The sequence below is a fragment of the Streptomyces scabiei 87.22 genome, from assembly GCF_000091305.1.
Lineage (GTDB): Bacteria > Actinomycetota > Actinomycetes > Streptomycetales > Streptomycetaceae > Streptomyces > Streptomyces scabiei.
The window spans coordinates 9,709,682-9,723,388 of record NC_013929.1 but is presented as its reverse complement, the minus strand read 5'-3'; the positions used below and the strand labels follow the sequence as shown (position 1 = coordinate 9,723,388).

General features: G+C 72.3%; 15 protein-coding genes. 1 reads left to right on the top strand and 14 read right to left on the bottom strand.

Annotated features, from left to right (window positions below):
* Positions 1-115: 115 nt before the first annotated feature.
* A complete protein-coding gene (locus tag SCAB_RS41630) occupies positions 116-403 on the top strand; it encodes a hypothetical protein (RefSeq protein WP_013006081.1) in 288 nt (95 codons plus the stop codon).
* 59 nt (positions 404-462) lie between these two features.
* Here SCAB_RS41630 and hypE read toward each other — a convergent pair whose 3' ends face one another.
* From hypE to SCAB_RS41565, 14 genes are all read right to left on the bottom strand, one after another.
* Positions 463-1,545, bottom strand: coding sequence for a hydrogenase expression/formation protein HypE (hypE, locus tag SCAB_RS41625; protein ID WP_013006080.1), 1,083 nt, complete (start codon positions 1,543-1,545; stop codon positions 463-465).
* A complete protein-coding gene (hypD, locus tag SCAB_RS41620; protein WP_013006079.1) occupies positions 1,538-2,668 on the bottom strand; it encodes a hydrogenase formation protein HypD in 1,131 nt (376 codons plus the stop codon). The genes hypE and hypD overlap by 8 nt, the downstream gene beginning before the upstream one ends.
* Entirely contained in the window at positions 2,665-2,970 is a 306-nt protein-coding gene (locus SCAB_RS41615; protein ID WP_078580274.1) for a HypC/HybG/HupF family hydrogenase formation chaperone, read from the bottom strand. Before SCAB_RS41615 ends, hypD begins: the two co-directional genes overlap by 4 nt.
* A 31-nt stretch (positions 2,971-3,001) precedes the next feature.
* Entirely contained in the window at positions 3,002-5,395 is a 2,394-nt protein-coding gene (gene hypF, locus SCAB_RS41610) for a carbamoyltransferase HypF (RefSeq protein WP_013006077.1), read from the bottom strand.
* A complete protein-coding gene (gene hypB / locus SCAB_RS41605) occupies positions 5,392-6,183 on the bottom strand; it encodes a hydrogenase nickel incorporation protein HypB (RefSeq protein ID WP_013006076.1) in 792 nt (263 codons plus the stop codon). The genes hypF and hypB overlap by 4 nt, the downstream gene beginning before the upstream one ends.
* Before the next feature lie 3 nt (positions 6,184-6,186).
* Positions 6,187-6,585, bottom strand: coding sequence for a hydrogenase maturation nickel metallochaperone HypA/HybF (locus SCAB_RS41600; protein WP_013006075.1), 399 nt, complete (start codon positions 6,583-6,585; stop codon positions 6,187-6,189).
* Between the two features lie 147 nt (positions 6,586-6,732).
* Positions 6,733-6,837 carry a DUF6893 family small protein gene (locus SCAB_RS49505; RefSeq protein ID WP_020114735.1) on the bottom strand — a complete coding sequence of 35 codons (105 nt, stop codon included), beginning with the start codon at positions 6,835-6,837 and terminating at the stop codon, positions 6,733-6,735.
* 11 nt (positions 6,838-6,848) lie between these two features.
* Positions 6,849-7,394, bottom strand: coding sequence for a hydrogenase maturation protease (locus SCAB_RS41595; protein ID WP_013006074.1), 546 nt, complete (start codon positions 7,392-7,394; stop codon positions 6,849-6,851).
* Positions 7,391-8,821 (bottom strand): hypothetical protein, encoded by a 1,431-nt coding sequence (locus SCAB_RS41590; RefSeq protein WP_013006073.1) that lies wholly within the window; start codon positions 8,819-8,821, stop codon positions 7,391-7,393. The genes SCAB_RS41595 and SCAB_RS41590 overlap by 4 nt, the downstream gene beginning before the upstream one ends.
* Entirely contained in the window at positions 8,818-9,507 is a 690-nt protein-coding gene (locus tag SCAB_RS41585; RefSeq protein WP_013006072.1) for a DUF6084 family protein, read from the bottom strand. Before SCAB_RS41585 ends, SCAB_RS41590 begins: the two co-directional genes overlap by 4 nt.
* Complete coding sequence (locus SCAB_RS41580) at positions 9,504-10,175, bottom strand: DUF5947 family protein (RefSeq protein ID WP_013006071.1); 672 nt, start codon at positions 10,173-10,175, stop codon at positions 9,504-9,506. Before SCAB_RS41580 ends, SCAB_RS41585 begins: the two co-directional genes overlap by 4 nt.
* On the bottom strand, positions 10,172-10,705 hold the full coding sequence (locus SCAB_RS41575) for a hypothetical protein (protein WP_013006070.1): 534 nt from the start codon (positions 10,703-10,705) through the stop codon (positions 10,172-10,174). Before SCAB_RS41575 ends, SCAB_RS41580 begins: the two co-directional genes overlap by 4 nt.
* Positions 10,702-12,486: a nickel-dependent hydrogenase large subunit gene (locus SCAB_RS41570; RefSeq protein WP_013006069.1), complete on the bottom strand. Its 1,785-nt coding sequence runs from the start codon at positions 12,484-12,486 to the stop codon at positions 10,702-10,704. Before SCAB_RS41570 ends, SCAB_RS41575 begins: the two co-directional genes overlap by 4 nt.
* A gap of 83 nt (positions 12,487-12,569) precedes the next feature.
* The gene (locus SCAB_RS41565; protein ID WP_013006068.1) at positions 12,570-13,658 is read right to left on the bottom strand and encodes an NADH-quinone oxidoreductase subunit B family protein; all 1,089 of its coding nucleotides are present in this window, start codon (positions 13,656-13,658) and stop codon (positions 12,570-12,572) included.
* Positions 13,659-13,707: the final 49 nt, after the last annotated feature.

The following is a 13,707-nucleotide window of genomic DNA, read 5'->3' as shown; positions in this document are numbered from 1 at the left end:
TCGACCAGGAACAGGCAGGTCGGCCCATGTCGAAGCACACACGATCGTCCGAGCCCTCGCACGGGAGGGCCCGAGCCGTCACGAGGGCACCGGGCAGCACGGCTGGTCGCCCGATGTGGACGAGACGCGTCAGCAGGACAACCCGAGCGCCCCCCGCTCGTTCCGCACGGCCCAGCACGCCGAGGAGAGGGGCCGGGGCCGCACGAAGTCGGCGCAGGAGACGAAGCCCGTCCCGGGCGACACGGCGAAGAGCCATGGAACACGCGGCGAGGAGTACGGCGACGCGGACGAGAAGGGCCGTCGCGACACCGGCCGCCGGGGCCGCTCCCAGCGCCCCAGCGGCAGCAGGGACGCCTCCTCCTCGACCGGCGTGGACCCCCAGGACCGGGGCGGTCACCGGTAGGCGGCGCCCGCCGGTGTCCGACCGCCGGCCCCGCTCGGCGGGCGGGGCCGTCGGCGGGGTCAGCAGATCCGCGGCAGCTGCTCGCCGATCGGCTGATCGACCACCCGTGTCCCGCCCAGTCCGGTACGGGCGACGACCATGCCGGGATGCGCCTCGACGGCCTCCCCGATGATCACGGATTCGGCGCCGAGGGGGTGGGCTCGCATCGCCTCCAGGACGGCGTCGGCGTGCTCGCGCGGGACGAACGCCACGAGCTTGCCCTCGTTGGCGATGTACATCGGGTCCAGCCCGAGAATGGCGCAGGCGTTGGCCACGGGCTCCGGAACCGGCACCGCGCGTTCCCGGACGACGACCCCGGTGCCGGAGGCCGCCGCGATCTCGTTGAGGGCGGCCGCCAGGCCCCCTCGGGTGGGATCGCGCAGGACGTGCAGGTCGGGGGTGACGGCGAGCATGGCCTCGACGAGACCGCCGAGAGCCGCGCAGTCGCTCGTGATCTCCACGCCGAACTCCAGGCCCTCGCGCACACTCATGATCGCGACCCCGTGGACGCCGATGGCACCGCTGACGATCACCACGTCGCCGGGGACGACCCGCTGCGGCCGCAGATCGACGCCCGCCGGTACGAGGCCGATGCCCGCCGTGTTGATGAAGATCCCGTCGCCGTGGCCGGCCTCCACCACCTTGGTGTCACCGGTGGCCACCTCCACACCGGCGGTGCGCGCGGCCGCGCCCAGCGCCCGGGAGACGCGGGTGACCGTCTCCAGCTCGACGCCCTCCTCCAGGATGAATCCGCAGGAGAGGTAGGCGGCACGGGCGCCGCTCATGGCCAGGTCGTTGACGGTTCCGTTGACCGCCAGGTCGCCGATGCTGCCGCCGGGGAAGAACAGCGGGCGCACGACGTAGGAGTCGGTGGAGAACGCCAGCCGTGCGCCGCCCAGGGAGACGACGGCCGCGTCGCCCAGCTGGGCCAGCGCCTCGCCCCCGTAGGCGGGCGTGAAGATCTGCTGGACCAGTTCGGCGGAGAGGACTCCGCCGCCGCCGTGGCCCATGACGACCCGGGGGCGGTCCCGTACGGGTGCGGGGCAGGTCCACGCATCGATGTCGAGCACGGCGGGGGCGGGGAGATCGGTGATGTCAGACAACGGGGCTCGCCTCCCGGGCCTCGGTCGCGGCGGGCATGTCCAGGCGCCGGTAGAGGTAGTACGCGGCGCAGGCGCCCTCGCTGGAGACCATGGTGGCTCCCAGGGGGGTGCGCGGGGTGCACAGGGTGCCGAAGGCCTCGCACTCGTGCGGCTTGAGGAGCCCCTGGAGGACTTCTCCGCTGCGGCACGCCTCGGGTTCGGCCGTGCGGATGTCCCCGACGGAGAAGCGGTGTTCGGCGTCGTGGTCCCGGTACTTCGGCGCCAGCCGCCAGCCGCTGTCCGGGATCACACCGATCCCGCGCCAGGCCCGGTCGGTGACCTCGAAGACGTCCTCCAGCATGGCCCGGGCGGCCGCGTTGCCCTCCGGCCGCACGGCACGGGCGTAGGCGTTGTCGACCCCGTGCTCGCCGCGCTCCAGCCGGTGGACGGCCCGGCGTACGCCTTCGAGGATGTCCAGCGGCTCGAATCCCGTCACCACGATCGGTACGCGGAAGCGCTCCGCCAGCTCGGGGTACTCCCCCACGCCCATCACGCTGCAGACGTGCCCGGCGGCGAGGAAGCCCTGCACCCGGCAGCTCGGCGAGGACATGATCGCCTCGATCGCCGGGGGCACGCGGACGTGCGACACCAGCATGCTGAAGTTCTTGATCCCCTGTTTGCGGGCCTGATGGACCGTCATCGCGTTGGGGGGTGCCGTCGTCTCGAAGCCGATGCCGAAGAACACCACCTCGCGGTCAGGGTTCTGCCGTGCGATCCGCAGCGCGTCGAGCGGCGAGTAGACGACCCGTACGTCACCGCCCTCGCCGCGGACCTGGAACAGGTCACGGCCGGTGCCGGGCACGCGCAGCATGTCCCCGAAGGAGCAGAAGATCACCTCCGGCCGGGAGGCGATCTCCAGCGCCTTGTCGATGACCTCCAGCGGGGTCACACACACGGGGCAGCCCGGTCCGTGGATCAACTCGACCTTTTCCGGCAGGAGTTGGTCGATGCCGTGCCGGATGATGCTGTGCGTCTGTCCTCCGCACACCTCCATCAGCGCCCAGGGCCTGGTCACCGTCGCGTGGATGTCGTCGAGGAGCCGCCGTGCCAGCTCCGGGTCCTGGAACTCGTCGATGTACTTCACGGGTTGCGCACCTCTTCCACCGGGTCCATGCCCGCCTCCGCCGCCGCCATCTCCCAGGGGTCGCCGAACTCCTCCTGCAGCATGCCGAGTTCGGCGAAGAGTTCGAGCGTCTGGCGGGCCGACTCCTCGTCCAGCCGCTGCAGGGCGAACCCGACGTGGACGATGGCGTACTCGCCGACCTGGAGGTCGGGCAGATACTCCAGGCACACCTCCTTGACCACCCCGCCGAAGTCGACGGTGGCCATCCGGGTGCCCTCCCGTTCCTCGATGTCCAGCACTCTGCCGGGTACCGCCAGGCACATGAGCCTCTCCTCGCTGTGGGTCGCGCGTCGGTCAGTCGGCGGACGCGGGGGCGACGGCCGTGGTGCGGGCGGCCACCATCAACTGCCCCAGCGCCAGGCCGCCGTCGTTGGGTGGCACCAGGTGGTGCCGCAGGACCGTGAAGCCGTCCTCGCGCAGGCCGGCGGCACAGGCCGAGGAGAGCAGCGTGTTGGCGAACACGCCTCCCGTCAGGGCGACCGTGTCCAGGCCGTGCCGCTCGCGCGCCCGCCCGCACATCGCGCGCACCAGGGCGGCCACACCCCGGTGGAAACGGGCCGCGATCAGGGTCGGTTCGATGCCCGCACGCAGGTCGTCGACGACCGCCGCGAGCACGGGCGCCGGATCGGCCCGTACGGCCTCGGCCCCGCCATCCCGGACCGCGTGGACGGCGAAGACGTACGCCTCGGTGTCCCCGGCCGGTGCGTGCAGGGCCGCGCCCTCCAGTTCGACGGCGGCCTGCGCCTCGTATCCGGAGCGGTGGCACACGCCGGCGAGCGAGGACACCGCGTCGAACAGCCGGCCCATGCTGGAGGTGGGAACACAGTTCAGGTTCCGCTCCACCTGCGTGTCCAGGAGCCCGAGTTCGTCGGGAGGGCAGGCGATCACGCAGGGAAGGTCGGCGGACCAGGCGAGTCCGGCCGCCCGCAGATGGGCCAGCGCCATTCGGTACGGCCGGCGCACCGCGGTGTCGCCGCCGGGCAGCGGCACGTGGGCGAGGTGCCCGAACCGGGTGTAGCGGTCGTAGTCGGCGAGCAGGAACTCCCCGCCCCAGACGGCTCCGTCGTCGCCGTGTCCCGTGCCGTCGAACGCGACGCCGATCACCGGCCGGGTGCCGTCCAGCCCGTGTTCGGCCATCGCGGCGGCGATGTGCGCGTGATGATGCTGGACGCGGGCGACGGGCCGGTGTGCCGCGTTCCGCTCGGCCCAGTGCGCGGAGCGGTAGCCGGGATGCCGGTCGGACACCAGCATCTCGGGCCGGACCCCGGTGATGGACTCCAGCTGTGCCGCCGCGCGCTCGAAGGCCCGCTGTGTGGAGACGTCGTCCATGTCGCCGATGTGCGCGGACAGCCAGGCGCGACGGCCCGAGCCCAGGCAGAACGTGTTCTTCAGGTCTCCGCCGACCGCGAGGGCGGGCCGCACGGGCAGCGGCAGGGGGATCGGGAGCGGGGCGTAGCCGCGCGAGCGGCGGATCACCAGGGGCTGCCCGTCGCAGACCCGGACCACGGAGTCGTCGCACGGGACGTGGATCGGCCGGTCGTGGGTGAGCCAGGCGTCGGCCAGGTGAGCGAGCCGTTCCAGCGCCTCGGTGTCGTCGGTGACGATCGGCTCGCCGGAGACGTTGCCGCTGGTCATGACCAGGAGGCGGGGTCCGTCCGGGTCACCGGGCAGGCCGAGCAGCAGATGATGCAGGGGTGTGTACGGCAGCATCAGGCCGAGGTCGGGGCTGCCGGGCGCGACGGCCTCGGCCGGCCGGGGCTCCCCGGGAGTGTCCGGGAGACGCCTGACCAGAACGACCGGCCTCGCCGCGTCTTCGAGCAGCCCGCGCTCCTCGGCACTCAGCCGGACGAGGTGCCGGACGTCGTCCGTCGTCCGTGCCATGACGGCGAACGGCTTGTCGCCGCGCGCCTTCCTGCGCCGCAGCAGGGCGACGGCGGCCGGGTTCGTGGCGTCGCATGCCAGGTGGTAGCCGCCCAGGCCCTTCACGGCGAGGATCGCGCCCCGCGCGAGCAGGGCGCGCGCGTCCCCGACCGGGTCCGTGCCGTCGGACTCGTCGAGCCCCGGCCGGGGTCCGGCGATCAGTCGCAGTCGCGGACCGCAGGCCGGGCAGGCCACGGGCTGGGCGTGGAAGCGCCGGTCGGCCGGGTCCGCGTACTCGCGGGCGCAGTCGGCGCACATCGGGAAACCGGCCATGGTGGTGGCGGCCCGGTCGTAGGGCACACCGGTGACGATCGTGAAGCGCGGGCCGCAGTGGGTGCAGTTGACGAACGGGTGGCGGTGGCGCCGGTCCGCCGGGTCGGCCAGTTCGGTGAGGCAGTCCGCGCAGGTGGCGGAGTCCGGGGAGACCAGGGTGCGGGCCGGGCCGCCGCCGCGGGAGGCGAGGATGGTGAACGCTGTGTCGTCGCCGAGGGCGGGCATCTCGCGGTGCTCGACGGACTCGACACGGGCCAGCGGCGGCGCCTGCGCGGCGATCCGGTCGCAGAACCGGGCCACGGCCGAGGCGGCGCCCTCGACCTCCGCGACCACGCCCTCCTCGGTGTTGGTCACGTGTCCGGCCAGGGCGAGTTCGGTGGCGAGCCCGTACAGATAGGGGCGGAAGCCCACGCCCTGGACCACGCCCCGCACGACGACCCGGCGGCGCAGGGGGGCGGACCCGGCGACGACGGACGGGGCCTGCGGAGCGCTCACGGGTGGGTGCGGGCCAGGGCACCGTCGGCCTCCGGACGCGCGTGGGCGTGAGCGTCGTCGTGGGCGTGCTCGTGGGTGTGGACGTGCCCGTGGTGGTGGGGCTGTCCGGCCATGACCGGCGTGTGGACGGGGGCGCCGTCCGCCGCCGCCAGCGCCCGGTCGAGCAGAGCGCCGACCCCCCGCCCCCGGCGTGCCGAGGTCATGAGGATCTCGACTCCCGGGTTGACCTGCTCCACGTGCGCGCGGAAGGCGACCTCGTCGAACTCGACCGCGTCCGCGAGGTCGATCTTGGTGACCACGACCAGGTGCGCGAGGCCGAAGGCGGTGGGGTACTTCAGGGGCTTGTCCTCGCCCTCCGTCACGGAGGCGAGGGCGACCCTCAGGGTCTCCCCCAGGTCGTAGCCGGCGGGGCAGACCAGGTTGCCGACGTTCTCCACGAACAGCAGCCGTGTGCCGTCGGGCAGCCATCCGTCCAGATGCCCGGCGAGCATGTCCGCCTCCAGGTGGCACAGTCCGTCGGTGAGCACCTGCTTGACCGGGACGCCCGAACGCGCCAGACGGACCGCGTCGTTCTCGGTGGCGAGATCGGCGCTCAGTGCCGCGACGGGGACCGACCGCTCACGTGCCCGCAGCAGTTCCTGTTCCAGCAGCGCGGTCTTGCCGCTGCCCGGGCTGGACAGCAGGTTGACGACCGCCGTGCCCCGGGCGGCGAGGCACGAGCGCAGTTCGCGGGCGCTCGCGTCGTTCTTCGCCAGGACGGCCCGGCGCAGGTCGGCGACACGACACATGGTTCAGCGCTCCTCGGAGATGGGTTCGCGGGTGGGCGGGTGCGCGGTGCCGTCGTTCAACCAGCGCACGTCGACGATCTGCAGTTCCCGGCCCGCGAGCAGGTCGGTCCGCGTTCCGCAGCAGGCGGGGCAGGTCAGCCGGGGCGGCATGCCGACCGCCCATTCGTGGGCGCAGGGCGTGCAGCGGGCCCGCCCCGGCACCGCTTCGGTGACCAGTTCAGCGCCTTCCAACAGGGTTCCGGCGCAGGCCAGTTCGAAGCTGAAGGCGAGTGCGTCGGGTACGACGCCGGCGAGTTCGCCCACCCGGAGCCGTACGGCTCGTACCGCCGTAACGTCCCCGGCCCGGTCGGCAGCCTCGGCGACCTGGTCGACGACGGCCAGCGCGACGGACATCTCGTGCATGGGCTTGCGTCCTTCCGCCGGCTGCCTGGCTCGCACCGGGGTTCATTAGAGGGGGCGGAGCCGGGTCGAACGGCCCGGCACGCCGTGACCGCTCGGCGGGTACACCGTTCGACCCAACCGCACGGGAGCCCGTGCTCCTCGCGCCCGTCACATGCGGCGGATCCGCAGATAGCGCCTGACGTCCGGCAGCACCTCGGCGGCGAGGACGACCACGGCGGCCAGGGCCGCTCCGCCGATGACGATCTTCTTCATCCCGTCTCTCCTCATGTCGCGGCCTCAGCGGTTGAGGCCCGTGCCGCGGACGGCTCACCGTCCCGCAGCAGCTCTTCGATCAGCCGGACCGCCCGCGGTACGGCGTCGGACACCGGCACGCTCAGGCCGATGCCCTCCTCCAGCGAGGCCGGTTCGCATCCGACGACCAGGACGCGGCGCGGTGGCTCGCCGCCGGTGCCGGCGCACAGGGTCGCCAGCAGGGCCAGGACGGTGTCGGGGGTCATCCGGTGGCCGTCCAGGGCGGGGGCCGGCGGCTCGGCACCCTGGCCCGCGGTCTCGTGTTCGATGACGTACAGCGTGCCGGGGGCCCCGCCCCGCGCCGTGGCGTCCACGAGGACGAGGGTGTCGTAGGCGTCGAGCAGCTGGTAGGCGAGGTGGACGCCCCGCACCCCGATGTCCACGGTCTCCACGTGGGCGGGCGGTCCGAGCGCGGCGAGCCGCCGTACGGTCTCGACACCGAAGCCGTCGTCGCCGAGGAAGATGTTGCCGATGCCGGCGACCAGGGTTCTGGGGCCGGGCTGCGCGGAGGAGTTCATGTGCCGTCCTCCAGCGGTGTGACCTCGTCGGGCTGGAAGTACAGGAAGCGGCCCTGTTCGCGGCGGATGTCGGCGCCGGGGTCGCCGTCCACGGTGACCGCCAGGTGCACGCCGCCGTCGACGTCGTGCAGCACCGCCTCGACGGTGGCGGTGCTGCCGCGCAGGAAGATGTCCTGTGCGTCGGTGCGCCGCAGGCCCGGGTGGAGTTCGACCCGGCTGCCCCGGCCCACCTGGCGGCCGTCCACGACCACGTGGTCCCGTGCCGGATCGAAGCCCGCGTCGCTCGCCGGGTCCCACCAGGGGGTGTCGGGCCGCTGCACCCCGAACTCGTCGGGGAAGCCGACTCCGGCGTCGGCGAGGCCGGGGCCGGTCACCTCCCGCAGAGTGCGCACCGCTCCGTGCAGCCGCTCCAGCACCTCGGGCGGCATCGATTCCGCCAGCTCGATCACGGCCGCCGCCCGTTCGTCGGTGCCCCGGGCCTCGCGCTTCTCCTCGTCGGTGAGGGCGGCGGTACGCAGCGCGAGGATCTCGTCGATCTCGGTGGCGTCGTAGAGCGCGCCGGGGCTCTCCGGAGCGATGGCCGGATGGTCCTCCAGGATGATCGGCGAGGACAGCACCAGGTCGGCCCGGCCGGGTTCGCCGGCGAGCACGGGCCAGGTGTGCAGGTTGCGGCAGGCGGCGACCGCGCCCTTCGCCCACTCGGGGGGATCGGTCATCGACAGGAACGAACCGGCGCTGAGGGCCATGAGCAGATGGGTGGCCACCAGGGAGTGCGGCAGGGCCGCGTCCCGGTCGGCGGCGCGGCCGTCGGGCGGCGTCCAGTCGCTGGTGTTCTCGACGACGGCGGTCAGCCGCAGGGTCCGGTAGGGGCCGTCGAGTTCGCGGGCGGACAGGCGCACCGTCCCGCTGACCGCCTCGCTCCGCCGCAGCAGCCGGCCGACGGTACGGCCGGCGGCGTCGAGGACGGGTACGGTGTCCTCCCTCTCCGGGAGCCGGAAGGGGTGGGTGACGCCGTCGCCGAGGAGGGCGTCCACCGGCGCGATCACCTCGACGCGTTCCTCGAACCCCTCGTCCCAGGGCACCAGCACCCGGTCGTCCAGGTCGAGTTCGGTGACGGTGTCGAAGCCGCCGTCCGGGCGCGCGCGCTGCACCGTGCGCCGCCGGGCGTGCAGGAAACGCACCTCGACGGAGAGGGTCGCGCCCGCCCTGGGTTCCATCAGGCACTCGGTGTGCTGGAAGTCGTGCTCCTCGCACTCGGCGCCCCAGGCGGGCGGTACGAGCACCCCGAACTGCCAGCGCAGCCGGTTCTTGGCCGACGAGGCGCGGTACGGGTAGAGGACATAGCCCTCGAAGAGGACGGCGTCGGCCACCTGCCGCGCGAGGGCGAACCGCTCCTCGGTCTCGGCGGCGAACGCGGTCAGGGTCACGGTTCGGTCCTTCCGGTGCCGGTGAGGGCGCGCAGCGGGTCGTGCGCGGGGGGCTCGGCGGCGGCGCGGCCGTCGAGCAGGTCCTCGAGGGTCGCCTCCCAGGAGGGGAGCGCGTGCCGTGAGCGGTGGGCGAGGAGGGCGTCCATGGTGTCGCGGGGCAGGCGGATCCAGCCGCACCCGGGGAAGTGCTGCTCGACCATCTCCCGCCAGACGGTGACCGGCATCCGGAAGGCCGCCTCCTGGTCCCAGGGGACCGGTTCCACGCGGAAGCCGCCGGCTCCGGTGAACGCCGTGCCGGAGAAGAGCATCAGCAGGGGGACCTCGCCGTCGGTGAGGGCGGTGAGGTAGCGGGTGGCGGCGATCTCCATGTCGTAGGTGCAGGGCACGACGACGTCGGTCTCGATCTCTCCGGTGAAGCTCGGGACCATGACGGACACCTGGGCGAACTGCACCGGCTGGAGGGTGCTGCCCCAGCGGGAGCGGTCGCCGAAGAGGTCGGTCAGGCCGGCGGCCTCGGCGGGTTCGTAGCCGCGGCGGGCGGGTTCGATGCGGATCTGGCAGCGCAGGGCGACCGCGTGCACGGGCGCGTTGCCCGCGGCGGTGACGCGCAGCCGGAAGACGAGGGTGGGTCCGGCGGCGTAGCGGTCGGCGCGAACGCCGGTGCAGGCGAAGGAGAACTCGGTCACGGCCGCACCGCCGTCCGTGCCGGACGCGGCGGCTCGTGGGCCGCGCCGCGTGTGTCGTCCACGGGCCGGGCGCGGCGGGTGACGTCCGCGAAGAACGCGTCCAGGGCGGTGCGGGCCTCGGCCCCGCCGTCGAAGCCCTGCCACGACAGGCGCATGCGGCCGACGAGTTCGTAGCAGATGTCGATCGGGACGAGGTGGGTCTCGCAGCGGCCGTCGGTGCGGTGCAGCAGCAGGGCCTCCACGTCGGGTTCGAGGAGTGCGGCGAGCCGGCTGTCGCCGAGGACGGCTGCCCAGGTGTCCGGGTCGAGTTCGCTCTCGGTGGCGCCGGCCGGGCTGGGGTAGAGGGCGACCAGCCGGTCGAGTGCGGCGTTGCGGAAGAGGAAGGCGACGCCGACGGGGATCTGCAGCGCCTCCCACGCGGTGTCGTCCAGCCGGTGGCCGGGGTCGGTGAGGTAGCGGTCCGGGACCGTGCGGAAGCGGCCCGCGGCGGCGCCCGGCTGTTCCATCAGCAGTGCGCAGGGGGCGCAGGCACACACGAGGGCGCGTTTGTCGGTGTCGACGAGGTGGCGGTGGTCGCCGGGGACCGCCGCCGCGCACAGTTCGCACCGCTCGGGCCGGGGCGGGCGTGCCGTCAGGAACCTCCTCAGCCCGCTGGCGGTCGCGGTCATCGGGCCCCCGTGGGTGCCGTGCTGATCTGCAGGAGTGTGGGCCCGGCGGGTGCGGTCTCGACCTCGACGGCCTTCACTTCGGGGGCGAAGCAGGCCAGAGCCGCCTCGGCCGCCTGCCGGGCGTCCGCGCCGGAGCCGCAGCCGCAGCCGCCGCTCTCCCGGGCGCGGACCCGTAGCGTGCCGCTGTCCTCGTCGAAGTCCACGACGTCCAGGGAGTGTTCGCGGACGCTGCCGAGGGCGCGGGCGATGCGGGTGTCGCGGTCCTCGGGGTGCAGGTCGTGCAGGACGAGCAGGCTCGCGACCACCTCGTCGCCGAGGAGTCCCTTCGACGGTTCACCGGGCGCGGAGGACAGCAGGTGGAGGATGCGGGCCAGACCGGCTCCGTAGAAGTCCATGAGGGAGCGCACGAGTTCCTCGGCCGCCTCGGCGGCGGCGGGGTCGCCGCTCGCGGTGAGCCGGTCGAGTACCTCCTCGACGCGGCGTCCGGTCTGTTCGGCGTCGACGGGGCGGGCCGTCGTCGGCGCGCTCATCCGCCCAGTCCGCTCAGGCCGGTGGGCACGTGCATCGACTTCACGGTCTTGCCGCCGCCGACGTACATGTGGACGCCGCAGGGCAGACAGGGGTCGAAGCTGCGGACGGCGCGCATGATGTCGATGCCCTTGAAGTTCTCCGGGGTGTTCTCCTCGAAGATGGGCGTGTTCTGCACGGCGTCCTCGTACGGGCCGGGGGTGCCGAAGGTGTCGCGGGTGCTGGCGTTCCACGGGGTCGGCGGGTACGGGTGGTAGTTGGCGATCTTGCCGTCGCGGATGACCATGTGGTGGGAGAGGACACCGCGGACGGCCTCGGTGAAGCCGACGCCGATGCCCTCGTCCGGGACCTCGAACTTCTCCCAGGTCTGGGTGCGTCCGGCGCGGACCTCCGCGAGGCCCTTCTCCGCGCAGTGCAGGGCGACGGCGGCGGCGTACGCCTGGAAGTAGGTGCGGGCGCGGTTGCGTTCCAGGGCGTTGGACCACTTCGGGATCTTCCACTCGAAGGTGGTCTCCGGCTTGGTCATGGTGCGGGGCAGGTTGATGACGACGCTGTGGCCGGTGGCCTTGATGTAGCCGATGTCGACGAGCCCGGACAGGGCGGTGGACCACAGGCGGGCGATGGGGCCGCCGCCGGTGTCCAGGGCGAGGTGGTCCTTGCCGTCGAACCAGCGCGGGGACATGACCCAGCTGTACTTGTCGTCGAAGTTCCGCTTCTGCGGGGCGGGGATGGTGTGCTGGTTCCACGGGTGGCGCGGGTCGACCGGGTTGCCGAGCGGGTCGTGGGTGACGAACTGCTCCTGGCCCTGCCAGTCCTCGTAGTAAGAGCTGCCGAGCAGGATGCGGATGCCGAGGTTGATCTCGGTCAGGTCGTTGGTGACCAGCTTGCCGTCCACGACCACGCCCGGGGTGACGAACATCTTCCGTCCCCAGTCGGTCATGTTGGCGTAGGTGAAGTCGCAGTACTCGGGGTCGTTGAGCGCGCCCCAGCAGCCGAGCATGACGCGGCGGCGGCCCACTTCCTCGTAGCCGGGCAGAGCCTCGTAGAAGAAGTCGAACAGGTCGTCGTGCAGGGGCACGACGCGCTTCATGAACTCCACGTACCGCATGAGGCGGCTCATGTAGTCCGTGAAGAGCTGCACGGAGGCGATGGTGCCGACGCCTCCGGGGTAGAGCGTGGAGGGGTGCACGTGGCGGCCCTCCATCAGGCAGAACATCTCGCGCGTGTAGCGGCTCACTTGGAGCGCCTCGCGGTAGAACTCGCCCTCCAGGGGGTTGAGCGAGCGCATGATGTCGGCGATCGTGCGGTAGCCGTGCTCGGCGGCGTGCGGGGCCTCGGTGCGTTCGGCGAGTTCGAGGACGCCGGGGTTGGTCTCCTTGACCATCTTCTCGCAGTAGTCGACCCCGACCAGGTTCTCCTGGAAGATGTTGTGGTCGAACATGTACTCCGCGGACTCGCCGAGGTTGATGATCCACTCGCCGAGGTGCGGGGGCTTCACGCCGTACGCCATGTTCTGCGCGTACACCGAGCAGGTGGCGTGGTTGTCGCCGCAGATGCCGCAGATGCGGCTGGTGATGAAGTGGGCGTCGCGGGGGTCCTTGCCGCGCATGAAGACGCTGTAGCCGCGGAAGACCGACGACGTGCTGTAGCACTCCGCGACCCGCTTCTGCTTGAAGTCGATCTTCGTGTGGATGCCGAGGGAGCCCACGATCCGGGTGATCGGGTCCCAGGCCATCTCCACCAGGCCACTGCCGTCGCCGGCCGTCGTCGTCTTCGGTGCCATCAGTGTGCGTGCCCTTCGTTGCGTCACTGCGCGGGAGGTTGGGGTGGGGGTGCGGAAAGCGGGGGCGGGCTAGGTGCCGCGGCTCACCAAGGTGGCCGGTATCCGGTGGTGATCTTGTCTCCGGTACGGCGCCACTTGGGCTCCTTGTCCACCGTCCTGGCGGTGATGGACCGCAGTTTGCGGACGACGGCGCCGTACGCCCCGCTGGCGCCGCTCGACACCTTGGCGCCGGGGGGTTCGTCCATGAACGGCATGAACTTGTCGGGGAAGCCGGGCATCGTGCAGGCGATGCAGATGCCGCCGACGTTGGGGCAGCCGCCGATCCCGTTCATCCAGCCGCGTTTGGGCACGTTGCACTTGACGACGGGACCCCAGCAGCCGAGCTTGACCAGGCAGGTGGGCGAGTCGTACGAGAGGGCGAACTGGCCCTGTTCGTAGTAGCCCGCGCGGTCGCAGCCCTCGTGCACGGTGGCGCCGAACAGCCAGGTGGGACGCAGTTTGTCGTCCAGCGGGATCATCGGGGCGGAGCCGGCGGCCTGGTAGAGCAGATAGGTGAGCGTCTCGGAGAAGTTGTCCGGCTGGATGGGGCAGCCGGGGACGCACACGATGGGGATGCCGGCGTGGGACTTCCAGTCCCAGCCGAGGTAGTCCGGCACGCCCATCGCGCCGGTCGGGTTGCCGGCCATGGCGTGGATGCCGCCGTAGGTGGCGCAGGTGCCGATGGCGACGACCGCCAGTGCCTTCGGGGCGAGCCGGTCGATCCACTCGCTGGTGGTGATCGGCTGACCGGTCTCCGGATTGTCGCCGAAGCCGCACCAGTAGCCCTCGGGCTTGATCGCCTCGTTGGGGATGGAGCCCTCGACGACCAGGACGAACGGGTCGATCTCGCCCCGCTCCCCCTTGAAGAACCATTCGATGAACGTGTCCGAGCCGCCGATCGGGCCGCACTCGAAGTCGATGAGCGGCCAGTGCACGGCGATCTTCGGCAGCCCCGGCAGCACACCGAGCACGATCTCCTCGATGCTGGGCTGCATGGCCGCCGTCAGCGCGACGGAGTCGCCGTCGCAGCTCAGGCCCGCGTTGATCCAGAGAATGTGGATCGTGGGGGCCTCGTCGGCGGGCGCGCCGCCCGCGTTCGCGGCATCGACCGTTCCCGGTGTCGCCTCAGTCATGGGGACCGCCTCCTGGGGAGGTAAGGGATGAAAGCCTCTCTTTCGGCCT

What these genes read in the sequence shown, in the direction of transcription:
- SCAB_RS41600 (WP_013006075.1), bottom strand. Translation starts at nt 6,585, where the DNA reads ATGCACGAGATGTCCGTCGCGCTGGCCGTCGTCGACCAGGTCGCCGAG.
- SCAB_RS41595 (WP_013006074.1), bottom strand. Translation starts at nt 7,394, where the DNA reads ATGAACTCCTCCGCGCAGCCCGGCCCCAGAACCCTGGTCGCCGGCATC.
- SCAB_RS41570 (WP_013006069.1), bottom strand. Translation starts at nt 12,486, where the DNA reads ATGGCACCGAAGACGACGACGGCCGGCGACGGCAGTGGCCTGGTGGAG.
- SCAB_RS41580 (WP_013006071.1), bottom strand. Translation starts at nt 10,175, where the DNA reads ATGACCGCGACCGCCAGCGGGCTGAGGAGGTTCCTGACGGCACGCCCG.
- SCAB_RS49505 (WP_020114735.1), bottom strand. Translation starts at nt 6,837, where the DNA reads ATGAAGAAGATCGTCATCGGCGGAGCGGCCCTGGCCGCCGTGGTCGTC.
- SCAB_RS41565 (WP_013006068.1), bottom strand. Translation starts at nt 13,658, where the DNA reads ATGACTGAGGCGACACCGGGAACGGTCGATGCCGCGAACGCGGGCGGC.
- SCAB_RS41575 (WP_013006070.1), bottom strand. Translation starts at nt 10,705, where the DNA reads ATGAGCGCGCCGACGACGGCCCGCCCCGTCGACGCCGAACAGACCGGA.
- SCAB_RS41615 (WP_078580274.1), bottom strand. Translation starts at nt 2,970, where the DNA reads ATGTGCCTGGCGGTACCCGGCAGAGTGCTGGACATCGAGGAACGGGAG.
- hypB (WP_013006076.1), bottom strand. Translation starts at nt 6,183, where the DNA reads ATGTGTCGTGTCGCCGACCTGCGCCGGGCCGTCCTGGCGAAGAACGAC.